The organism is Marinobacter sp. PE14 (assembly GCF_053566155.1).
The window spans coordinates 1-23,006 of sequence record NZ_JBQXNY010000007.1 but is presented as its reverse complement, the minus strand read 5'-3'; the positions used below and the strand labels follow the sequence as shown (position 1 = coordinate 23,006).

At 55.8% G+C, this 23,006-nt stretch carries 18 protein-coding genes; 13 read left to right on the top strand and 5 right to left on the bottom strand.

Translation table 11 applies throughout. The features are described from left to right. Positions 1-9: 9 nt before the first annotated feature. From ACWJ62_RS18370 to ACWJ62_RS18360, 3 genes are read left to right on the top strand one after another with little or no spacing between them, the layout of a single operon-like run. Entirely contained in the window at positions 10-612 is a 603-nt protein-coding gene (locus ACWJ62_RS18370; protein WP_449287494.1) for a pilus assembly PilX family protein, read from the top strand. Next, the gene (locus ACWJ62_RS18365) at positions 609-4,103 is read left to right on the top strand and encodes a pilus assembly protein (RefSeq protein ID WP_449287493.1); all 3,495 of its coding nucleotides are present in this window, start codon (positions 609-611) and stop codon (positions 4,101-4,103) included. The genes ACWJ62_RS18370 and ACWJ62_RS18365 overlap by 4 nt, the downstream gene beginning before the upstream one ends. Positions 4,104-4,124: 21 nt before the next feature. Continuing rightward, positions 4,125-4,532, top strand: a complete 408-nt coding sequence (locus tag ACWJ62_RS18360) for a type IV pilin protein (RefSeq protein WP_449287492.1) — start codon at positions 4,125-4,127, stop codon at positions 4,530-4,532. Between the two features lie 6 nt (positions 4,533-4,538). Here ACWJ62_RS18360 and ACWJ62_RS18355 read toward each other — a convergent pair whose 3' ends face one another. The 3 genes from ACWJ62_RS18355 to ACWJ62_RS18345 all read right to left on the bottom strand — a co-directional run bounded on the left by ACWJ62_RS18355 (position 4,539) and on the right by ACWJ62_RS18345 (position 8,289). Further along, on the bottom strand, positions 4,539-5,096 hold the full coding sequence (locus ACWJ62_RS18355; protein ID WP_449287491.1) for a GspH/FimT family pseudopilin: 558 nt from the start codon (positions 5,094-5,096) through the stop codon (positions 4,539-4,541). A 92-nt stretch (positions 5,097-5,188) separates the two neighbouring features. After that, on the bottom strand, positions 5,189-6,577 hold the full coding sequence (locus ACWJ62_RS18350) for a sigma-54-dependent transcriptional regulator (protein WP_449287490.1): 1,389 nt from the start codon (positions 6,575-6,577) through the stop codon (positions 5,189-5,191). Between the two features lie 56 nt (positions 6,578-6,633). Continuing rightward, positions 6,634-8,289, bottom strand: coding sequence for a sensor histidine kinase (locus tag ACWJ62_RS18345; RefSeq protein WP_449287489.1), 1,656 nt, complete (start codon positions 8,287-8,289; stop codon positions 6,634-6,636). A gap of 93 nt (positions 8,290-8,382) precedes the next feature. On the opposite strand from ACWJ62_RS18345, the gene ACWJ62_RS18340 reads away from it, so the two are divergent. Further along, positions 8,383-10,053 (top strand): NAD+ synthase, encoded by a 1,671-nt coding sequence (locus ACWJ62_RS18340; protein ID WP_449287488.1) that lies wholly within the window; start codon positions 8,383-8,385, stop codon positions 10,051-10,053. A 52-nt stretch (positions 10,054-10,105) separates the two neighbouring features. Here the strand turns inward: ACWJ62_RS18340 and ACWJ62_RS18335 are convergent, their stop codons facing one another. After that, the gene (locus ACWJ62_RS18335) at positions 10,106-10,939 is read right to left on the bottom strand and encodes an outer membrane protein assembly factor BamD (RefSeq protein ID WP_449287487.1); all 834 of its coding nucleotides are present in this window, start codon (positions 10,937-10,939) and stop codon (positions 10,106-10,108) included. A 134-nt stretch (positions 10,940-11,073) separates the two neighbouring features. Here ACWJ62_RS18335 and rluD point away from each other — a divergent pair, with 134 nt between their 5' ends. From rluD to clpB, 3 genes are all read left to right on the top strand, one after another. After that, positions 11,074-12,051: a 23S rRNA pseudouridine(1911/1915/1917) synthase RluD gene (rluD, locus tag ACWJ62_RS18330; protein ID WP_449287486.1), complete on the top strand. Its 978-nt coding sequence runs from the start codon at positions 11,074-11,076 to the stop codon at positions 12,049-12,051. Beyond that, a complete protein-coding gene (pgeF, locus tag ACWJ62_RS18325; RefSeq protein WP_449287485.1) occupies positions 12,041-12,799 on the top strand; it encodes a peptidoglycan editing factor PgeF in 759 nt (252 codons plus the stop codon). Before rluD ends, pgeF begins: the two co-directional genes overlap by 11 nt. 320 nt (positions 12,800-13,119) lie before the next feature. Next, positions 13,120-15,696 carry an ATP-dependent chaperone ClpB gene (gene clpB / locus ACWJ62_RS18320; protein ID WP_449287484.1) on the top strand — a complete coding sequence of 859 codons (2,577 nt, stop codon included), beginning with the start codon at positions 13,120-13,122 and terminating at the stop codon, positions 15,694-15,696. Between the two features lie 52 nt (positions 15,697-15,748). On the opposite strand, the gene ACWJ62_RS18315 is transcribed toward clpB, so the two are convergent. Beyond that, on the bottom strand, positions 15,749-16,222 hold the full coding sequence (locus ACWJ62_RS18315) for a DUF4124 domain-containing protein (protein ID WP_449287483.1): 474 nt from the start codon (positions 16,220-16,222) through the stop codon (positions 15,749-15,751). A 521-nt stretch (positions 16,223-16,743) separates the two neighbouring features. On the opposite strand from ACWJ62_RS18315, the gene ACWJ62_RS18310 reads away from it, so the two are divergent. From ACWJ62_RS18310 to ACWJ62_RS18285, 6 genes are all read left to right on the top strand, one after another. After that, positions 16,744-18,462 (top strand): acetolactate synthase 3 large subunit, encoded by a 1,719-nt coding sequence (locus tag ACWJ62_RS18310; protein ID WP_449287482.1) that lies wholly within the window; start codon positions 16,744-16,746, stop codon positions 18,460-18,462. 2 nt (positions 18,463-18,464) lie between these two features. Then, a complete protein-coding gene (gene ilvN, locus ACWJ62_RS18305; RefSeq protein WP_104323131.1) occupies positions 18,465-18,956 on the top strand; it encodes an acetolactate synthase small subunit in 492 nt (163 codons plus the stop codon). A 64-nt stretch (positions 18,957-19,020) separates the two neighbouring features. Further along, positions 19,021-20,037 carry a ketol-acid reductoisomerase gene (gene ilvC / locus ACWJ62_RS18300; protein WP_148607683.1) on the top strand — a complete coding sequence of 339 codons (1,017 nt, stop codon included), beginning with the start codon at positions 19,021-19,023 and terminating at the stop codon, positions 20,035-20,037. Between the two features lie 89 nt (positions 20,038-20,126). Further along, the gene (pssA, locus tag ACWJ62_RS18295) at positions 20,127-20,945 is read left to right on the top strand and encodes a CDP-diacylglycerol--serine O-phosphatidyltransferase (protein ID WP_148607684.1); all 819 of its coding nucleotides are present in this window, start codon (positions 20,127-20,129) and stop codon (positions 20,943-20,945) included. Between the two features lie 97 nt (positions 20,946-21,042). After that, positions 21,043-22,017, top strand: coding sequence for a protein-methionine-sulfoxide reductase catalytic subunit MsrP (msrP, locus tag ACWJ62_RS18290; protein WP_449287481.1), 975 nt, complete (start codon positions 21,043-21,045; stop codon positions 22,015-22,017). 14 nt (positions 22,018-22,031) lie between these two features. Beyond that, positions 22,032-22,640, top strand: coding sequence for a sulfite oxidase heme-binding subunit YedZ (locus tag ACWJ62_RS18285; protein WP_449287480.1), 609 nt, complete (start codon positions 22,032-22,034; stop codon positions 22,638-22,640). Positions 22,641-23,006: the final 366 nt, after the last annotated feature.

Below are 23,006 nucleotides of genomic sequence, written 5' to 3'. Positions count from 1 at the left end.
GAGGTGGTGATGAACATTTCAATCAAAGCCCAAAGTGGCGTCGCACTGATGATGTCGCTGGTCATTCTCCTGATTATGTCGATACTGGGTGCTTCATCCATGCAGGGATCAATCATGCAGGAGCGGATGTCCACAGCATCGAGAGAAAGTACCCTCGCACTAGAGGCCGCCGAAGCTGGTTTGCGGGAAGCAGAAGCCATTCTCGGTAACCTCGCCAATATGGATAACTTTGGCAACGCGGATGGTACCGGCAATGCAAATGGCTGGTACCACATTGGATACGCGCCGCCGGTCTTTGATGACGGTACCTGGGATAATGAGGGCAATGAAGTGCTCAGTGGCAACGCGGTTGATGGCATAACGCCCAGGTACTTCATCGAATATCGAGGTCTGGTCAGTCTAAATGTTGGTGGCGCTGAAGGGTCTGTTCGCAACCTGAACTACCAGGGGCGGGGGGATGCTGCGGGTGGATCCAGCTCACTCTCTGCAGACGCGGAAACGGTGCGCGTTGTTGTCATGGCTAATGGTCCTTCAGGACAGAGTCGAAAAATGATCGAGAGCTTCTACTTCTTTGATCCGGATCAGGTTGCCGCGGGAGGTAACGAAGGATGAACATAACTACCAAATCGAAACTGCTTCATTTGGCAGCGGGTATGCTGCTCAGTATTCCGGTGTCAGGCTATGCTGAGGTTAATTTTGCTCAGAAGCCTCTCTTCGCCGGTGGGTCGGTCGAGGCGAACATGCTGTTCATTCTGGATGATTCCGGCTCCATGCGGTGGGGGTTTATGCCAGATGAGTTAGTTGATCCGGGGATTAGCTTGAGTGGCCGAAGGTTGCCCAACTGTGATCGTGAAGTAAATTACGACGGTAGCTCATTTTGTGGCCTGGATGTCGCGGGTCGGGAACAGCTCGCCTCACCCACTTTCAATAATATTTATTACAATCCGAATGAAACTTATGATCCGCCAACCCGAAGCGACGGTTCGAAGTTTCCCAATATCAGTTTTACCGATGCCCCACTGGACGGGTACTCCGGTGGCAACGGTATCGATCTTTCTGATGAGTACCGAGCGATCATGGACGATTTTTACCACTACGGCCGTTTATACTTCGGTTCAAATTGGTGGGAATACAATAATGTCTTCGGGTTCACGCTAAGTGAAGATGCAGAGGAAGATCGGGCGTTCGTGTACGTTCCTGGCAACGGATGCACCCCGGCTCGATTTTCGTGCTTGGAGAAAAAAACAATTCCAAGCAATGACCTTCCCGGAAATGCAGACTATCAACGACAGAATTTTGCGAACTGGTTCTCTTATTACAGAACTCGCATGATGCTCTCCAAAGCGGGTGTTGGCACTGCATTTGGGGGTGATTTTTCACAAGAGTTTCGGCTGGGCTGGGGCGAAATCAACCGTGACCGGAATACCGTGGATGGGGCTTCCGTTCGAGCCGTGCGTCAGGGAGTTCGTCGTTATGCCGACGTGAAGGACGACTTTTATGACTGGCTTTACGACCAGAGTGCAAGCGGATCTACACCGTTGCAGCAGGCATTGGAGGGTGCGGGGCAGTATTATGAAGGCAGTAAGCGTGCATGGGCTGACGACCCGTCTCGCTCTGTCGATCCCATTACTAATCCTGCACGAGAATGTCGTCAAAGTTTCACAGTACTAATGACTGATGGTTACTACAATACGGGAAGCGATTATGACCCGGATCTTAGTACCTACGCAGACGATACCGACGGGCCGAATATCACGACCGGACTCGATGCTCCATATCAGTACCAGCCATCCGAGCCATACGCGGACTCCTACAATGACCGCGTTTCCCTCGCTGATATTGCAATGCATTATTGGAAGCGGGACCTCCGCACTGACATAGACAACTACGTTCCTGTTTCCGATGACATCGATAATGAGAGTGTTCGGCGCCCTGGAAACCCCGCTTTTTGGCAGCATATGGTGACTTACGGTGTTGGTCTGGGCGTCACAGGAACTGTGGCCCCTAAGGACGCCTTTGAGAATGCTCTCGACGGAAATTCCGTAGACTGGTGGGGCGGCAATACCAATGAAAACAAGATCAACGATCTGCTTCATGCTTCCGTCAACAGTCGAGGCGGTTTCTACAGTGCCTCAAATTCCTCGGAGTTCGAAGGTGCTCTAACGTCGATTCTCAAGGATGCCAGCGCTAGGGCAGGTTCATCCACTGGTCTGGACTTCAGCATTACTTCATTCAAGGAGGGTTCACTGCTTTTCTCTGCTGCCTTCGATCCAAATGGCTGGAGCGGTGACGTTAAGGCTGTGGAGCTTCAGGCGTCTGAGGAAGGTGAGCCGGAGATTCCGGGTGAAGGTGCCGCAGGTTGGTCTGCGCGCGAGGTTCTGGATGAGCGCGACATCGTTGCGAATGAACGCAACATTATTACCTATGACGGGGACCGTGGCCGTCCGTTCAGGTGGAGTGATTTGACGCTTGACCAGAAAGCCGACCTGGCGACCGGAGACGCCAGTCTTGCCGAGGATCGCCTTGCATATCTCCGTGGCGACCGTTCGTTCGAAACCGATCTGACGAACTTCCGCAAACGCAGCAGCCGCCTCGGCTCGATTGTAAACTCGACTCCGCGCTTCGTTGCGGCCCCGGACTCTGAATGGCCCAACAGTTCTGCGTTCGGTGATGGCAAATACTCTGTGTTCCGGAAGTCCAACGAAGACCGTACCCCCGTCGTGTATGCGGGCTCAAATGATGGCATGTTGCACGCATTCAAGGGCACCAGCGGAGAAGACGGTGGCGAGGAATTGCTTGCCTACATCCCGGACTTTATATATTCCACAGATACTGGTGAAGGTCTGAATTATCTGACAAGACCGAGTTATGAGCACCGATACTATGTGGACCTCGAAACACGTGTCACCGACATGTACATCCAAGGCCGAAATTCTGCGGGTGGCCTGTCAACTGCGGGTTGGAAAACGGTTCTGATTGGTGGCGGACGTGCTGGCGCGCCGGGCATTTTCGCACTGGATATCACAGACCCGGATTCGTTCTCAGAGACTAATGCTCAGTCTACGGTCCTGTGGGAGTTCACCCATGAAAAGCTTGGCAACCTGGTACAGCCGCCGGTTGTATCGCTGGCTGATTGGGGTGGCGGCGACTACCGCTGGACGGCGTTCGTTCCGAGCGGGTATAACACAGGCTCGACTGGTTTCTTCATGCTGGACATGGAAGGTGGTCTCGATGGGACATGGGACAATGGAGACTTCGAGTACATCGAATTTGAGACTGGTGATGGGTTGTCAGCACTCACCGTTATCGACACCACGAGTGACTATATAGCGGATCGCGTTTATGCGGGTGATCTGGATGGCAACATGTGGGTTGCGGTTGGAGAGAATGGCGGGTGGGGTTCTGCCTACAAATCCGGAAGCTCAGCGCGCCCTTATGTAACGGTAAACAAACCGATCACTGGTGCTCCGACAGTTGGTCCGTCCACTTCCTCAGGCAAGGATCCGAACTTGATGATCCTGTTCGGTACAGGTAAATATCTGGAAAGAAGTGACACCAGTTCCACCGATGAACAGTCGTTCTACGGCGTGCTGGAAACCGCGGACAAAAAAGTAACTGTCACTCAGGCGGACCTGGTTGAGCGCGATTTGCGGGTTGGTACTGGGCAAGTGGATGGTGTCAGCCAGATAATCAGGTTTGCCGAAGGTACTGCTGTCGACTATGAAACAAAGTCTGGCTGGTACGCTCATCTGCCCGTCAGTGGTGAACGCATTGTCACCAATGGTGTTATTCGTGGTGATTATGTCTACGTCAGCACATTGATTCCCAGTGAAGATCCATGTCTGGGAGGCGGCGATGGCTGGATTATGGCATTCGACATTCAAGAAGGCCTTGTAGGGCTGGATGATGGCGAAAGCATCGGTGCTTTCGAAGACTCAACCTATAACGCAATGGGCTATAAAGTCGAAGGGGTTCCTTCGCAATTGAAGGTTTGGGACGAGTATCTTGCCTACGATTGCGCTGGATGCGGCGCGCAGTTGGACGCACTGCCTCCATTCGGACTAGCTCTTGGTCGTAAAGGTTGGCGAGAACTTACTCAGTAAACACCAGCTCAGGATAATAATATGATGATAAGGAAACCGGCAGCAGGGTTTACGCTAATTGAGCTGATGATCGTGGTGGCGATCATCGGCATCATTGCCGCGATTGCCTATCCTTCTTACCAGGAGAACGTCCGTCAGACCCGTCGGACCAATGCTCAAGCAGATCTCCTGGAGCTGGCGCAATGGATGGAGCGCCAGTATTCTCAGGACTACTCCTATCTCGAGGGAGGTAATCAGCCCGCGCTTCCCTTCACGGTCTCCCCAAGGACGGGGACGACCTTCTACAACCTCACCTTCAACGGCAATGTAACGCAGAACGCCTTTGCTTTGCAGGCACAACCGACCGGCCCCCAAACCGGGGACCGTTGCGGAACGCTAACCCTGGATAACAGCGGTGCTCGTGGAGGTGCGGAAGCGGACTGTTGGTGATATTGGCTAACAGTCAACATTTTTGCCATTAGCACGGTTCGGAATCTGGTCGCCATCCAGGTCGGTTGCCAACCGAACCCTGCCCCCTTTGCTGACAATGATATGCCCGGCAGCTTTGGGGTCCTTATTCTCTGGGCACCAGGTGATGTTGCCCAGGTCGCTTAATATCATGCCGTTGGGCCGGTATTGGAAAAAACTCCTGGAAAGTGACCGTACGACTCGCTTCCCCGTTGAAGTTGCCGGTAGAGTGCGGACAACCTGCCGTCCATCGCTCAAAGCCCGCTTATTTCCGGGATCCTTGAACAGGTGCAGCTCCTGGTTCCAGTCCCGGCCGCATTCCTTCATGGTATTCAGTGGACATAAAGTGACGATTTCACCGCTCATGATGGACTCATGTCGGGCCATTACCATAAAAGCAAGCAGATCATTTACCTCTGCATCGCGCTTACTGGCGTTGACAAGACTGGTGTAGGAGGGAATAGAAAGAGTAATAAGCAGTGAAAAAATAACCACTGCTATCAATAGCTCGACGAGCGTAAAGCCCGCCTGAAGTCTGGCGTTCATCCTTGAATCTCCGAGAGAAAGATTTCATCCTGAAATCCCGTTTACATTATTAGAACTGGAAAGCTCTCAAGCACCCAGAGTGTAACCGTTTACTACTCCATTCCCAACTTCTTCAATCGATATCTTAACGCCCGAAAGCTAATTCCCAGACGCTTCGCCGCCGCCGTCTTGTTCCATCGCGTCGCCTCAAGCGCCTTCTCGATAGCCTGTCGTTCAATGTTCTCAAGATATCCCTCCAGATCGATTTCACCATCAGGTACAGCAAGCCCCCCTCCCTCGCCAACCTGTCCTTCGGCAATGATCTGGGCTGCTGAAGCCGCATGCTGTACGCCATTCCCAAGATGAAGGTCATCGGCGTCTATCTGGTCAGCGTCGCACAGGGTGAAAGCCCGCTCCAATACGTTTTCCAGTTCCCGAACGTTGCCGGGGAAGTCATAGCCTCGGAGTCTCTCGATGGCCGCGGGCGTTAACGAGGCAGGGTCGCACTCATACTCTTTCGCGATCCGTTCAAGAATATGGTTGGAGAGTAAGGGAATGTCGTCCGGCCGCTCTCTCAGGGGCGGCACGGCCAGTTCGATCACGTTGATACGGTAGAAGAGATCCTGGCGGAAGTTGCCTTCCTGAACCAGTTCCGGCAGGTTCTTGTGGGTGGCGCTCAATACCCGGATGTCGACGGGCACTTCCTTGGTGTCGCCGACTGGCCGAACGGCCTTTTCTTGTATGGCGCGCAGCAGTTTCACCTGCATAGCGAGGGGCAAGTCTGCCACTTCATCGAGAAAGAGAGTGCCTCCGTTAGCCGAGCGAAAAAGGCCGTCCTTGTTTTCTACGGCTCCGGTAAAGCTGCCTTTTTTGTGGCCGAAGAATTCGCTTTCCATAAGTTCCGAGGGAATCGCACCGCAGTTGACCGCGATGAAAGGTCCTTCGCGACGGGGCCCCTGGAGGTGGATCATTCGGGCCACCAGCTCTTTACCACTGCCAGACTCGCCACTGATAAACACGGGGGCCTGGCTTCTGGCCAGTTTTCGGGTCTGGTTCCGGAGTTTGCGGATCTCTGGCGATTTACCCAGTAGAAGGCCTGGCTCATCAGCTGCTTCGTCTGCGTCCGGCTTGGGTTCCGAGAGCTTGAGAGCACTGCTGACCAGCTCCCGTAGTCGCGGTAATTCGACTGGTTTGGAGACAAAATCAAAAGCGCCGGCTTTGAGCGATTCAATCGCGGTATCCATATTGCCGTAAGCCGTGATCACGGCGACTGGCGTGGCCGGAGAGTGCTTTTGAATCCACTGCACCAGTTCGATGCCGTTACCGTCTGGAAGGTTCATGTCGGTCAGGCAGAGGTGGATTGTGTTCTGTTCCAGCAAGGCTCTGGCGCTGGTGAGATCGGGCGCCGTAAAGGTCTTTATGCCCATCCGGGTAAGGGTGATTTCAAGCAACTCCCGGATGTCCGGTTCATCATCAACGATCAGCGCTGTGTATGTGGTCATCTTGTGTCGTCGGTTCCATGTCGTTGTTCAAGCGCCCGATATCCGCCGGCGCCGGTTCATATCATTCGCCCCGGGTGGGCAAATGTAATGCGGAAACAGCAGCCGGGCTTGTTATCTTCTACCAGGGAAAGATGTGCCTGATTAGCCTCGCACAGTTCCCGGGCCAGATAAAGTCCGAGCCCGGTGCCCGCCTTGTCCGTGGTAAAAAATGGTTCGAAGACAGAGCCTCTGTGTTCCGGCGCGATGCCGGGGCCCTGGTCGCGCACGTCGATAAAGGTGCGCTCGCCGTCTTCTGTTGCCCCGGCATGGATGCCGATCTTTCGTTGCCCCGAGTGCTGTTCACTGTAACGTAAACCATTGTCGCAAAGATTCACCATCACCTGCTCAATCTGGCTTTTATCGAAGCGCGCCTGTGGCAGTTGTGGATCGATTTTCAGAATGATGTTTGCGGTTGTGCAGTCGTTGTCTTGCGTCTGCAGGAAGTCCTCCCGGAACTCCTGGAGCCATGGTGCAACTTCAATCAGGTCAGCATCGGCTGCGCGGCGTCTGGAAAGATCCAGCACATTCTCGATGATGCCATTCATTCTGCGGGAATGACGTCGGATGATCTCGAGCATCTGATGATCATCGGGGGCCAGGTTAGGAGATTCCTCCATTAGCTGGGCCGCGTGGCTGATTGCCCCCAGCGGATTGCGAATTTCATGGGCAATGCCGGCCGTGAGTCGGCCCAGCGATGCCAGCTTCATTTGCTGGGCCTGCTGGGTGACTTTGCTCATATCTTCGATGAACACAAGGATCTGGTCGCCTCGCTCCTGGTCCAGCTGAGTAAAATTGGCCTGCAACAGCGGCGAGGTGGGTGAGGGCTGGAACGGCTCAATGCGCTGTGTCGGGTCCTTCAGCCATGCGTCAAGGCCTTGCTTGAGGGGCTTGGGCAAAACGGTCGCCCGCTCGTGAATGGGTGCCGAGGCTTTGGGTGCGCCGTATAAAAGCTCTTCGGCGGCGGCGTTGGCAAGGCGGATCTGGCCGAAACGGTCGAGCACCAGGATGCCGGTGCGCATGCGTTGAATGATCTGCTGGTTGATCTTCTCAAGTTCAGCGATGCTCCGGGCGCGGCTGGTAGCCAATGCCTCGCTGCGCATCATTCGCCGGGAGATGCTTTGCAGGACGAAAGCGGCTGCAAAGTAAAGGATGCCCAGTGAACCGGCTCGAACAATATCGTCAGCCGACTCTCCGACGGTCAGAACTGCCCACCCTGAGATCCCAAGGGAGCAGATGGCCGCCAGAGCTGCATAGAAGGTTCCCATGCGGCTCGGCGTCAGAATGTTGCCCGCGGCCACCGACACGATCACGAGGTTGGCAAGGCCGTTGGTAATGCCTGTGCTGGCGAGCAACAGGCCATGCATGATCAGAATGTCCAGCAGAATTGAAAGCGTTATGTTGCGCTGGCTAGGGTGAAATCCGGCGATCAGAAGCAACGCAATAAACGCGTTCAGGCCGAGATAGGCGGAAACGCCGGCCTGGTAATAATCCAGCAGTCGGAAGCGCATATCAAAGTTGACGGGATCCACGAATAGCAGTGCCACCAGCATCAGGCTCACCACCAGTCGGTAGTGGTTGTAGATCCTGAAAAGCTTGGCCTGTTGCATTCCGGAAGGTGTCGAAGGGGCCGGGCCGAGCGCTTCGGCCGATCGTACTGGTGTATCTGCTGCCATGATTTACAGGAATCCGCTGTTGGTCGGAAGAAATCCACGCCTATGCGGGGTTATAATAGCCTTTTCATGGCAATGAGTTACAGGAGCCGATTTATGTCCGTGTCCGGAAACCAGGCAGCGTCCGGGGAGTCTCCCAGAAAATTGCGGGTGGTGATGGCCCAGTTGGATTTCCTGGTGGGCGATATTCCTGGCAATACCGAGCTCGTTCTGGACGCAGCCCGGCGGGCATCGTCCGAGCATCAGGCGGACGTGGTGGTGTTCCCGGAGCTTTGCCTGACCGGCTATCCGCCTGAAGATTTGCTCTTGAGGCCCAGCATGGAAGTTCGCGTTAATGAGGCGCTGGAACGGCTGCAGGCGGAAAGGCTGGATCCGGTCATCGTGATTGGCGCACCGCTTCGTAATGGCGCGCTGCTGTATAACGCGGCGGTGGTCATCGACGGCGGCGAAATTACTGGTCGGTATTTCAAGCGTTTCCCGCCCAACTATCAGGTTTTCGACGAGAAGCGTTACTTTGCCGAGGGCCAAGATGTGCTGACTCTGGAAATCCGGGGCGTTCCGGTTGGAATTACTGTGTGTGAGGATCTCTGGAAGGAGGGGCCGGTGGAGGACTGCGCTGCTGCAGGCGCCCGTCTTATCCTGAACCTCAATGCCTCGCCCTACGATATCGATAAACAGGCACGTCGGAAGGCGTTGCTTGAGCGGAAGTCCCGGGAGAATCTGGTCAGTATCGTTTACGTGAACCTGGTGGGGGGGCAGGACGAGCTGGTTTTTGACGGTGGCTCCATGGTGTTCGACCATTCCGGTGTGCTGACTGCAGAGGCCCCGCCGTTTGGTGAGGGATTGTATCCGGTCGACTTTCTGTGTGAGCACCATTGTCAGCCGGTATCCCAGACTTTGCCGGAAGAGCCGACGTTGGAGGCCAATGTTTACAGCGCCCTGGTGACCGGTGTTCGGGATTACGTCAACAAGAACGGATTCAAGTCGGTGGTTCTGGGGCTCTCAGGCGGTATCGACTCGGCAGTGACCCTGGCGGTTGCCGTAGATGCGCTGGGCAAGGATCGTGTGCGCGCGGTGATGATGCCGTTTCGCTACACGTCCAGCATGAGCCTTGAGGATGCCGAAGCGGAGGCCGTTGCCCTGGGTGTGCAGTACGATGTGTTCTCAATTGAGCCCATGTATGACGCCTTTATGGAAACTCTGGCCGGGCCCTTCGAGGGCACTACGCCAGATACAACGGAGGAAAACCTGCAGGCGCGACTGCGCGGCGTCTTGTTGATGTCCTTGTCCAACAAGTTCGGTTCCCTGGTGCTGACCACCGGAAACAAGAGTGAGATGGCAGTGGGCTATTCAACGCTCTACGGTGATATGGCGGGCGGATTCGATGTCCTCAAGGACGTGCCTAAAACCCTGGTGTTCCGTCTGGCCAAATACCGCAACACGCTTTCGGAGGGAGAAGTGATCCCCGAGCGGGTGATCACCCGTCCACCCTCGGCAGAGCTGGCGCCGGACCAGAAAGACGAGGACAGCCTGCCCGGTTATGATGTGCTCGATCAGATCCTGAATCTTTATGTAGAGCGGGATTTCAGTGCCGATGCGATCGTTGCGGAAGGTTTCGAGCGAGTCGACGTTGAGCGGGTTATTCGCCTCGTAGATATCAACGAGTATAAACGCAGGCAGGCACCGATAGGCGTCCGGATTACGGAGCGCGGGTTTGGCAAGGATCGGCGCTATCCGATTACCAACGGCTGGAAAAGCGGGAAGTAGCCGGGGGATGTTGGGGTCAGATGAGATTTTCATCTGACCCCAATTTCAGTTTCTATTCGTCGCCCATCAGGCCAAAGGTTACGACGTTCGTCAGTGACCGGTTTTCGCCCTTCAGCAGGTCCACCTCAAACTCGCCGTCGGCATTGAAAGCGTCACTCTTCGGAAAATTGGTACGCAGCATGGCAATGGCATCCTGCGATCCTTTTCTCAGCTCGAGGAAGCGGAAGGTTTCCGCGAGGATAATCAGAGCCTCTTCGGTAACCGTCGCTGTCGGGTAATTCTCGATGATGTATCTTGCCCGGTTGTTGGCTGCCACATAGGCCTGGCGTTTCACATAGTAGCGGGCCGCGTAGAGTTCCAGTTCGGCCATGCGATTGCGTACCGCGATCATTCGCTGGCGGGCATCCGCGACGTATTGGCTGTCCGGATAGCGGTTCAGAAGTTCAGAAAAATCGCGGAAAGACTGCAACTGCTCGCCCGGATCCCGAGCCGCAACATCAATCGGGAAATAGCGGGCCGCAAGCCCGATGTCCAGGTTATAGGAAGCCAGGCCGCGCATGTAGAGCGCGTAGTCCGCGTGATCGCTTTGCGGGTTAAGGCGCAGGAACCGGTCGGCGGCCGCACGGGAGCCTTCGAGGTCGAGGTTCTGGTAGCGGGCATAGATCAGGTCAAGCTGGGCCTGCTCAGCGTAGCGACCGAAGGGGTAGTAGGTTTCCAGAGCGTCCAGGTTCTGCTCTGCCTCGTTGAAGTTACCAGAGGTCATGGCCTCGCGGGCGTTCTCGTAATAGGTCTTCTCCGGAAGCACTTCCTCCTGCTTGTTGGAGGCGCAGGCACTGACCAGAACAACCAGTGTGGAAAGTAGCAGTAAACGAAGACCTGATCTCATTCCGGAATCCCGTATAATGTCGATTGAATCAAGGGCAGTCATTGTAGCGGGGAAGTGACGCCATGTGCAGAGCAATGCCCCGCTGTTTCCAATAATCTGACCGAAACGTAACACACACAGGCCCTGGGGGCTTAATGTCATCTGAAAAACGAATCCTCGCCAACTTTGTTGTGCCGCCGGAATTGAGCGACAGGCGCCTGGATCAGGCCGCAGCAGAGCTGATGCCCGAGCACTCCCGTTCCCGCCTGCAATCCTGGATCAAAAGCGGCGCGTTAACAGTCAATGGCGAGGTGCGAAAACCTCGGGACAAAGTGATGCTGGACGATCGCCTGGCGCTGGATGCCGAGCCGGAAGCTCAGGTGAGCTGGCAGGCCGAGGAAATCTCCCTGGATATTGTCTATCAGGACGAGCACTTGCTGGTCATCAACAAGCCCGCGGGCCTGGTGGTGCATCCGGCGGCTGGCCATGCCGATGGAACCCTGGTCAATGCCCTGCTGAACTACGCACCGGAAGTCGAGAATTTACCGAGGGCGGGCATCGTACATCGCCTCGACAAAGACACTTCGGGCATCATGGTTGTTGCTCGCAGCCTGATTGCGCACACGTCCCTGGTCGATCAGCTACAAACCCGCACCATGGGCCGTGAGTATGAGGCCGTCGTGGTAGGCACCCTCACCGGTGGCGCAACGGTCGATGCGCCCATTGGCAGACACCCCCGGGAGCGCAAGAAAATGGCGGTCGTCGCCTCCGGCAAACCGGCGGTCACCCATTATCGCCTGGTGGAGCGTTTTGCCGCCCACACTCACGTCCGCTGCAAACTGGAAAGCGGCCGAACCCATCAGATCCGGGTACACATGGCCCATGTAAAGCACCCGCTGGTCGGAGATCCGCTCTATGGAGGTCGGCTGAGGCTGCCCAAGGGAACCACTGACGAACTGCGTGAGGCTCTCTCTGCGTTCAACCGCCAGGCCCTCCATGCCCGGCAGCTGACCCTGGAGCACCCGGAAACCGGTGAAATCCTGACTTGGGAGGTGCCCCTCCCTGAGGATATGGTTGCGTTGATAGAAGCTCTGCGCAAACACGCCCGGGAGCTGGAAACCCGTGACTATTGAAAGTGACGTCCTGAAACCGGACTGGCCTGCGCCCGATAGAGTGCGGGCCATCAGTACAACTCGCGTCGGGGGTGTCAGTGTTCGACCCTGGAACAGTCTTAACCTCGGTGTTCACGTCGAAGACGCTCCAGAACACGTGCAAGAGAATCGGCGAAGGCTCGCCGATTCCACAGGACTGGATAGCGCCCGGATTGGTTGGCTCAACCAGGTGCACGGTACCGAGGTTGTCGAACTGACCCCGAATAACGTCGTACAAACCGCCAAGGCCGACGCCAGCTACACCCGTCATCCGGGTATCGCCTGCGCTATCCTCACTGCCGACTGCCTGCCCGTTATCCTTGCGGATCGCGAAGGAACCGTCGTTGGCGCCGCCCACTGCGGCTGGCGAAGCCTGTGTGGAGGAGTTATCGAGATTCTTGTGAGCGAGATGGCCGTTGCGTCCGAAACCCTGCAAGCCTGGCTCGGCCCGGCCATCGGTCCGAACAGCTTCGAGGTCGGCCCGGAAGTGCGTGACGCCTTCCTTGAACATGATCCGAAAGCGGTCCAAGCCTTCAGAGCCGAAGGCGCTCGGCCGGGTCATTTCATGGTAGATATCTATGCCCTTGCCACTTTGCGGCTAAATCATCTCGGTGTTTCCAGTGTTACTGGCGGTGGCCTGTGTACCGTTCAGGATTCAGAACGGTTTTTTTCTTACCGCAGGGATGGTCGAACCGGGCGGATGGCCACGCTGGTCTGGCTAACAAGTTAAATGTCCAGCTTGAATTGGCGGCGGCGAGGCGGTTACTGAAAAGTCCGGTGGCTGGTGCGAGGCTGCTTTCCAGAACTGTCTGCAGCATGGATGCTGCAGCCAAGCCTACAGGGATGTATTCACGGCGTGTTCTGGAAAGCAGCCTCGCGCCAGCCTTGCACCCAGCACCAAACTCAAACCTGACGGCCGTCAATTTTCTGACGAATACATCGCAGCCCCGCTTGAAGTCGCTCTACTTGCCCCTACATTAACTGTCAAAGCAATCGAATATCTGCCACCCACGGCACCATGGTATTCGCAGAAATTTGGGGAAAGTACACATGAGAATCGACAAGCTGACCAGCAAGTTGCAGACCGCCCTCGCGGACGCACAATCCATCGCGGTCGGGAAGGATCATAACTTCATTGAGCCGGTGCACTTGATGCAGGCACTGCTTGACCAGGAAGGCAGCGCCATCAAGCCGCTGCTCAAGCAGGCCGGCGCAGAGCCTGGACGCATTCGCCAGGCCATCGCCCGGGAAATCGAAAACCTGCCCGAAGTGCAGGGATCGGCCGGCGACGTCTCCATGTCCAATGACATGGGCCGCTTGTTCAACATTGCCGACAAGCTCGCCCAGAAGCGCAAAGACCAGTACATCTCCAGTGAACTGATGCTGCTGGCTGCCCTGGAAGACCGCGGAACCCTTGGTCGGGTACTGCGGGAACAGCATGTCGACAAAGCCGCCCTCGAAAAAGCCATTGACGAGGTTCGAGGTGGTGAAGCCGTCAATGACGCCAGCGCCGAAGAAAACCGCCAGGCTCTGTCCAAGTACACCATCGACCTGACCGAGCGAGCCGAAGCCGGCAAGCTGGACCCGGTGATCGGTCGCGACGACGAAATCCGCCGAACCATCCAGGTATTGCAGCGCCGCCGGAAGAACAACCCGGTCCTTATCGGTGAGCCCGGCGTAGGTAAAACCGCCATCGTCGAGGGGTTGGCCCAGCGCATCGTCAACGGAGAGGTGCCGGATGGCCTCAAGGACAAGAAAGTCCTGTCACTCGATATGGGTGCCCTTATTGCCGGCGCCAAGTTCCGGGGTGAGTTTGAAGAGCGCCTGAAGGCGGTTCTTAACGAGCTGTCCAAGCAGGAAGGCCAGATCATCCTGTTCATCGACGAAATTCACACAATGGTCGGTGCCGGCAAGGCCGAAGGCTCCATGGATGCCGGTAACATGCTCAAGCCGGCCTTGGCCCGCGGCGAGCTGCATTGTGTGGGTGCGACCACCCTTGACGAATACCGTGAAAACATCGAAAAAGACGCCGCCCTCGAGCGTCGCTTCCAGAAAGTACTGGTGAGCGAACCCAGTGAGGAAGACACCATCGCTATCCTGCGGGGCCTGAAAGAGCGTTATGAGGTTCACCACGGGGTTGAAGTGACCGATGGTGCGATCATTGCCGCCGCCAAGCTTTCTCATCGTTATATTGCCGACCGTCAGCTGCCGGACAAGGCCATTGATCTGGTGGACGAGGCAGCTTCCCAGATTCGTATGGAAATGGATTCCAAGCCTGAACCCCTGGATCGCCTTGAGCGTCGCCTGATTCAGCTAAAAATCGAGCGCGAGGCTCTGAAGAAAGAGACTGACCCGGCCTCGAAAAAGCGCTTGTCGGAGCTGTCCGATGTGATCACCGGTGTCGAGCGTGAATACGCCGATCTGGAAGAAGTCTGGAATACCGAAAAAGCCGCGTTGCATGGATCCCAGAAAATCAAGAGCCGTCTGGAGCAGGCCCGGATCGATCTGGAGAATGCCCGTCGCGCCGGCGACCTTGGCAAGATGTCCGAGCTCCAATATGGCCAGATCCCTGAGCTTGAGCGTCAGCTGGATATGGCCAGCCAGGCCGAAATGATGGAAATGAAGCTGCTCCGGAACCGGGTGACCGATGAGGAGATTGCAGAGATTGTTTCCAAGTGGACCGGCATTCCAGTGTCCAAGATGCTCGAAGGCGAGCGCGACAAGCTGATGCGTATGGAGGAAGCACTCCATGGTCGGGTTATCGGCCAGGATGAGGCGGTTGAAGCTGTGTCCAACGCCGTCCGCCGTTCACGTGCCGGGTTGTCCGACCCCAATCGCCCCAACGGTTCCTTCCTGTTCCTCGGCCCCACCGGCGTCGGCAAAACTGAGCTGTGCAAGGCCCTGGCGGCCTTCCTGTTTGACACCGAGGAGGCCATGGTTCGCATTGATATGTCCGAATTCATGGAGAAGCATTCCGTGGCCCGCCTGATCGGTGCGCCTCCGGGCTATGTCGGCTACGAGGAAGGTGGTTACCTCACTGAAGCGGTGCGTCGCAGGCCGTATTCCGTGTTGCTGCTGGACGAGGTGGAGAAAGCCCATCCGGACGTGTTCAACATTCTTTTGCAGGTACTTGAGGATGGTCGCCTGACGGACGGGCAGGGCAGAACCGTCGACTTCCGGAACACGGTCATTGTCATGACCTCAAACCTCGGATCGGACATCATCCAGCAGAAGGCGGGTGAGGAAAACTACGAGGTCATGAAGAATGCCGTCATGGAAGTCGTCGGCACCCATTTCCGCCCTGAGTTCATCAACCGCGTGGATGAAGTGGTGGTGTTCCACCCGCTGGCGGAGAATCAGATTCAGGGTATTGCGCGGATTCAGATCGAGTCTCTGAGCAAGCGCCTGAAAGAGCAGGATATGAAGCTTGAGCTGGATGACGCCGCGATGGAGTTGCTGGCGGAAGTCGGGTATGACCCGGTCTACGGTGCGCGGCCTTTGAAGCGGGCTATTCAGCGAATGATCGAAAACCCGTTGGCTCAGCGGCTGCTAAAGGGAGAGTTTGTATCGGGGGATGTTATCAAGGGGACGGTGGAGGACCACCACCTGGCGTTCGCCAAGGCCTGAACTTGAAGCCGGGGTCAGATGAACGCTTTCATCTGACCCTTTCGCTGAAGATTTATTGCTGGTCACTATTTTTCACTGGCCCGCAGTTTTCTTCAGCGATTCTGAGGGCTTCAGCTTTTTTCTCGGCGATTTCCTCTTGGCTTAGGTACCGTTGCTCGCCATTCTCCTCGATGCGGATGCGGGCATTGCGCTCTATCAGCTCAAGATTTGAGCGTGCGGTCGCGCAGTTCGCATCCCGCTGTTTTCTGCGGGCTTCCTCAACTGCAGTTTCCTTGCGCTGCTCCGATTCATCCGCTTGCTGTTCCTGCATATTCTGCAGTCGCTCCTGAGGGCTCTGTCGATTGCCGGATGCGTCTGAAGAAGTGCCAGAGCGTACATTGACTCGTTCGGCCTTCGAGCCCGTAGGTTGCCGGTCACCAAAATGGGTAACCCCGTTTTCATCGGTCCACTTGTAGACAGAGGCGCTCATGGCGACACCTGGTACAACGGCCAGTAATAAGGTCAGCGTCAGGATTTTTCTGTTCATGGCTTAACTCGCGTATGTTCACTGCTCCCGGGCAGGCAGACAACCTGGATAGACCGGGCCCGTTTTTTCTAAGTTCAATGTTGCCTATCATGCCATCGCTATTGCGGATTTTCTTCTGTCTGGTTCAAATCTTTGTATCGGATTTGTTCCAAGTATGGCAGACCTTCGGCCAGTATAGGCATAGAAACCTGCAACGGCTATTGACAGGGAGTTTCGCGCTGTCAGAATTACCGATTGCCTGAAGACTGGGGTCAATACGGCAGGCAATCCCGAGCGAGTATCCCCCATCAATTACCACACTGAACGCGCCGCGCATCCGTCGCGGGATGGTTGTTGCTTACGTGCAACCCGTTGATTGGCCGTTCTCCGCAACCCTCAGGAGGGCGGCTGGCCAGGAGACAACCTCTTAACAAGGTGTGGAGGAGCAGCCGGTTCCGCTTTCAAAAGAAGCATGGACACCGTGAATCCAGGCAACCGGGAGCCTTCCCGGCTCATTCACTCGTAGAAGAGGGTAGAAAATCGTGGAGTTATTGTCTGGCGCCGATATGCTGATCCGGTCCCTTCAAGATGAAGGTATCGAATACATATACGGCTATCCGGGTGGTGCAGCCCTTCATATTTATGATGCGCTGTTCAGGCAGGATAAAGTCAAACACATTCTGGTAAGGCACGAGCAGGCGGCGGTCCACATGGCCGACGGGTATGCCCGCGCGACCGGAAAACCAGGTACCGTGCTGGTGACTTCGGGTCCTGGAGCCACCAACACCATCACCGGCATTGCCACCGCATTCATGGATTCCATCCCCATGGTGGTTCTGTGCGGCCAGGTTGCGTCCACTCTCATCGGCGAGGACGCGTTCCAGGAAACCGATATGATGGGTGTCTCCCGACCAGTGGTTAAGCACAACCTCAGTGTCCGTCACCCCGAAGAAATCCCGGAGATTATCCGCAAGGCGTATTACATTGCTGCGACCGGTCGTCCTGGTCCGGTTGTTGTGGATATTCCCAAGGATATGACCACGCCGAACGAGCGGTACGAGTACGCTTATCCGAAGAAGGTCAAGCTGCGCTCCTACAACCCCGCTATTCGCGGCCATGCCGGTCAGATCAAGAAAGCGGTCGACATGCTGCTGGCTGCCAAGCGTCCGATTATCTACGCCGGCGGCGGGGTTATTCTCGGCAAGGCTTCAGATCAACTGACTGAGCTTGTTCGGATGATTGGTTATCCGATCACCAATACCATCATGGGGATCGGTTGTTATCCTGCCAGCGACAAGCAGCACCTGGGCTGGCTCGGGATGCATGGCACCTATGAGGCCAATATGGCCATGCACCATTCGGATCTGATTCTCTGTGTCGGGGCCCGATTCGACGATCGTGTGACCAATGCCACCGAGAAGTTCTGTCCGGGCGCGCGCATTATCCACATCGACATAGATCCGGCATCGATTTCCAAGACGGTGGATGCGGACGTGCCGATCGTGGGCCCGGTAGACGCCGTGCTCAAGGAAATGTTGTCTCTGGTCAAGGAAGCGAAGGAAGAGCCCGACGCGGACGCAATCGCCTCCTGGTGGAAGCAGATTGACGAGTGGCGGGCATTCCACGGGATGCGCTACGAGACCAGTCCAGATGTGATTAAGCCCCAGGAAGTCATTGAAATGCTGTGTCGTTTGACCAATGGCGAGGCGTACGTGACCTCCGATGTCGGTCAGCACCAGATGTTCGCGGCCCAGTACTACAAGTTCGACAAGCCCAACCGCTGGATCAACTCCGGTGGTCTGGGCACCATGGGCTTTGGTCTGCCGGCAGCCATGGGCGTCAAGCTCACCCATCCGGACGACGAAGTGCTGTGCATTACCGGTGAGGGCAGTATCCAGATGAACATCCAGGAGCTGTCTACCTGCAAGCAGTACAACCTGCCGGTTAAGATCATCAATCTGAATAACCAGGCTCTGGGTATGGTCAAGCAATGGCAGGACATGAACTATGAGTCCCGTCATGCCGAGTCCTACATGGAATCACTACCCGACTTCATCAAGCTGGCGGAAGCCTACGGCCACAAGGGTGTCCGGATTGAGAAGAAGGAAGATCTGGAGACCAAGCTGAAAGAAGTGCTGGCCATGAAAGACGATCTGGTATTCGTGGATATCTACGTGGATCGCTTCGAGCACGTGTATCCGATGCAGGTTGCCCGGGGTTCCATGAAGGATATGTGGCTCAGCAAGACGGAGAGGGTCTGATCATGCGTCGAATCATTTCTGTTTTGCTTGAAAACGAACCCGGCGCTCTGTCGCGAGTGGTAGGTCTGTTTTCCCAGCGCAACTACAACATCGAAACACTCACCGTGGCGCCAACAGAGGACGAGACATTGTCCCGTCTGACGGTGACCACCTCGGGTTCTGACAAGGTGATCGAACAGATCACCAAACAACTGAACAAGCTGATTGAAGTCGTCAAGCTGGTGGATCTCACCGAAGGCGCCCATATCGAACGCGAACTGATGCTGGTCAAGCTGAAAGCTACGGGTTCCCAGCGTGCGGAGATCAAGCGTACCGTGGACATTTTCCGCGGCCAGATCGTGGATGTGACCAGCTCCGTGTACACGGTTCAGTTGGCAGGTGACAGCGAGAAGCTGGACGGCTTTATTCAGGCCGTTGGCACGTCGGGCGTACTGGAAGTGGTGCGCAGCGGTGTATCCGGTATCGCCCGGGGCGAGAAGGTGCTCAGCCTTTAACGATTTCAAACAGGGTTTGAACAATATGGTTCTTCGGGGCCATCACAAATAACAGAGGTTTCTCATGCAGGTTTACTACGATAAGGATTGCGATCTTTCCATCATCCAGGGCAAGAAAGTTGCCATCATTGGTTTCGGCTCCCAGGGCCACGCTCACGCGTGCAACCTGAAAGAATCCGGCGTTGACGTTACCGTGGGCCTGCGCCCGGGTTCTTCTTCCATCGCCAAGGCGGAAGCCTATGGTCTGAAGACTAGCGACGTACCTTCTGCCGTTGCCGCCGCTGACGTGGTCATGGTTCTGACTCCGGATGAATACCAGGCTCAGCTGTACAAGGCCGAAATCGAGCCGAATCTGCAGCAAGGCGCCACCCTGGCGTTCGCCCATGGCTTTGCCATCCACTACAACCAGATCGTTCCGCGCAAGGATCTGGACGTCATCATGATTGCTCCGAAGGCGCCGGGCCACACTGTGCGCACCGAGTTCGCCAACGGCGGTGGTATCCCTGACCTGATCGCTATCTTCCAGGATTCCTCCGGCAACGCCAAGAATCTGGCTCTGTCCTACGCCAGCGGTATCGGTGGCGGCCGTACCGGCATCATCGAAACCACTTTCAAGGATGAGACCGAAACCGATCTGTTCGGTGAGCAAGCCGTTCTCTGCGGTGGCACCGTGGAGCTGGTTAAAGCGGCGTTCGAAACGCTCGTGGAAGGCGGTTACGAGCCGGAAATGGCGTACTTCGAGTGTTTGCACGAGCTGAAGCTGATCGTGGACCTGATGTACGAAGGTGGTATCGCCAACATGAACTACTCCATCTCCAACAACGCGGAGTATGGTGAGTATGTGACTGGCCCGGAAATCATAAATGAGCAGTCCCGTGAAGCCATGCGTAACGCACTGAAGCGCATCCAGAGCGGCGAGTACGCCAAGATGTTTATCTCTGAAGGCGCTCTGAACTACCCGTCCATGACGGCGCGTCGTCGCCAGAACGCTGCCCACGACATCGAAGTGGTTGGTGAGAAGCTGCGTGGCATGATGCCGTGGATCTCGGCGAACAAGATCGTGGATAAGGACAAAAACTAAGCGGAATTCCGCCTGGTTTTGAAAAACGCGGCCCGGGTGGCCGCGTTTTTCGTATATACTCCGCCCAAATGCTTTCCGGAGTAATGGGAATGACTGAAGAAAGAAAATCCGCTGAAGGTAAGCAAACCCCAGAATATGAAGTCGAGGCCGGGGAAGTGGTTGAAGAAGAGCTGGTGGAAGGTGCGCCGGTCCGCCGCAAGGGTATTTACCTGCTCCCCAATGCGCTCACAACGGCCTCGCTGTTTTCAGGTTTCTACGCCATCGTCTCTGCGGCGAACGGTGTCTTTGACAATGCCGCAATTGCCATTTTTGTCTCAATGATCCTTGATGGTCTGGATGGGCGTGTAGCTCGCATGACCAACACCCAGAGCAAGTTCGGTGAGGAATACGACAGCCTCGCTGACATGGTTGCCTTTGGTGTAGCTCCCGGGCTTGTCGCCTTTTTCTGGTCACTGAACGCTTTTGACAAGGTTGGCTGGGCCATCACCTTTATCTATGTTGCTGGTGCCGCGCTGCGTTTGGCCCGTTTCAACACCCAGATTGGCTCTGTCGACAAAAAGTTCTTTGTTGGCTTGCCCAGTCCCGCCGCCGCAGCCTGTGTCGCGGGTCTGGTCTGGTGCTTCCATCTCTTTGAGCCTGCTACCTGGCTCACCTTGTTGACCATGGTCGTAGTCGGAGGCACGGGTGTGCTGATGGTCAGCAATATCCTGTATCGCAGTTTCAAGGATCTGGATCTACGCGGAAGAGTGCCTTTTGCCGCGATCCTTCTTGTTGTGCTGGTGTTCGTAGTGATCGCGCTGGATCCGGCCACCGTACTCTTTACCGGATTTCTGATATACGCGTTGTCCGGCCCTGTTCGTGCGTTGTTCCGTGGCAAGCCACGAAAAGCTCCAGGTGCCGCTGACTGAGCTCTCGTTTTCCGGGCCTCCTCATCGAGGTCCGGGAATTTTCACCACAGTCTCCGGTCAACGCCTTAGCTGGCTGACGCCCTGACGGAGACTTTCCATGTTCATCAAGAAACGCCCATCCTGGGCCTTGCCTCACTCCGAAGTTACCCCCGAGTCTGTCTACCTCAACCGACGGCAATTCATGTCCGGCACGATGGCTGTAGCCGCGGGCCTATCAATGCCTGGTCTGTTGTCCGCTGCGAAGCTTCCGGTCCCGGGAGAAGCGCTGGACTATGTTGCAATGACCGGTTTTTCCACCGATGAGGAAAAAACACCGTTCGAGGACGTCACTCGCTATAACAATTTTTACGAATTTGGCACCGGCAAAGGCGATCCGGCCAGGTACGCCGATGAAATGAGCGTTGATCCCTGGTCTGTCGTGGTAGAGGGGGAATGCGGGCGGCCCGGTGAGTATGCTCTGGAGGACCTGCTCAAGCCCCACGAATATCAGGAACGGGTGTACCGACTTCGTTGTGTAGAGGCCTGGTCGATGGTGATCCCCTGGGTCGGGATTCCACTGGCCGACATCATTAAACGGCTTGAGCCCAACTCCCGCGCGAAATACGTCTATTTCGAGACCCTGTATGATCCGGATCAGATGCGGGGGCAGCGCTCATTGTTCAGCACCATAGACTGGCCTTACCAGGAGGGTTTGAGAATGGATGAGGCCATGAACGAGTTAAGCTTCCTGGCGGTCGGGTTATATGGCAAAACCATGCCCAACCAGAATGGCGCACCTATCCGGCTGGTTGTCCCCTGGAAATACGGATTCAAGAGCATCAAGTCGATCGTCAAGATACGGTTCCAGCAGGAGCGCCCAAAAACGACTTGGGAAATGCTCGCGCCTCAGGAGTACGGATTCTATGCCAACGTTAACCCAGAGGTGGACCACCCAAGGTGGAGTCAGAAGCGCGAACGGAGGCTGCCTTCCGGTCTGCTTTCGCCTAACTGGATGGAGACCGTCAAGTTCAATGGTTACGGGGAGCAGGTCGCCGATCTGTACAAGGGTATGGACCTGAGTAAGTTCTATTGATGAATGGAAAGGGAATGGTGGATCGTCAAGGCTTTGTCTTGGCTTTCCGCCTTCTGGCCGCGTTTCTCGCCTGCGTCCCTCTTCTGGTATTGGCTATCAATATTGCCAGGCAGTCTCTGGGGCCTGACCCGGGCCAGGAAGTGACGGAGTCACTGGGCCTTGCCGCGCTCCAGTTGTTAATTGTGACTTTGTGCATGACCCCGCTTAAGCGCTGGACTGGCTGGGCAGGCTGGATCCGGGTGCGCCGAATGCTCGGCCTGTTTGCATTCTTCTATGCCGTACTGCACGTGTTGGCGTTTATGCAATTCATACTCGGTTGGAGTGATCTTTGGGCTACGTTTACCAAGCGGCCCTATATTGTGGCGGGCGCACTGTCTTTTCTTATGCTGGTGCCCCTGGCTCTGACCTCCACCAAGGGAATGATGAAGCGGCTGGGTAAAAGTTGGAAAGGTTTGCATAAGCTGGTCTACCTGATCGCCATCACCGCCTGGGTCCACTTTATCTGGCAGGCAAGAAGCGATATTGGTGAAATGGTCGCTTACGGCCTGGTGATCGTGGGTTTGCTGGCATTGCGCTGGAAATGGAACGGTCCTCAAGGGTTGATCCCCTTTGCGAAGGGCTGATTTTTGGCTGAAAAATGAACGTAATGGTCAGTGCCTGATCAGTGAGGTACGTGGAAACCGAGATCGCCATAAATTAATTCAAAAACCTCGTTGACAGTTTTCCTGACGCCTGTAGAATGCGCACCACTTCTGAGGGACAAGCCACTTACGGCGGTTTCCCAGGCAGAAGTAACCGTTTGAAAGTACTGAAGAAAATCAGTTTTAAAATTCTTCAGATTAACGGTTGACAGGGCGGCGGAACGATGTAGAATACGCCACCTTGATTGAGCAACAGCTCAAACGCTCTTTAAAAAGTTGACCAAGTAATTCGTGTGGGCGCTGGCCGAGGTATTTCGGATACGAAATATCAGGACAGTGACTCGTCGA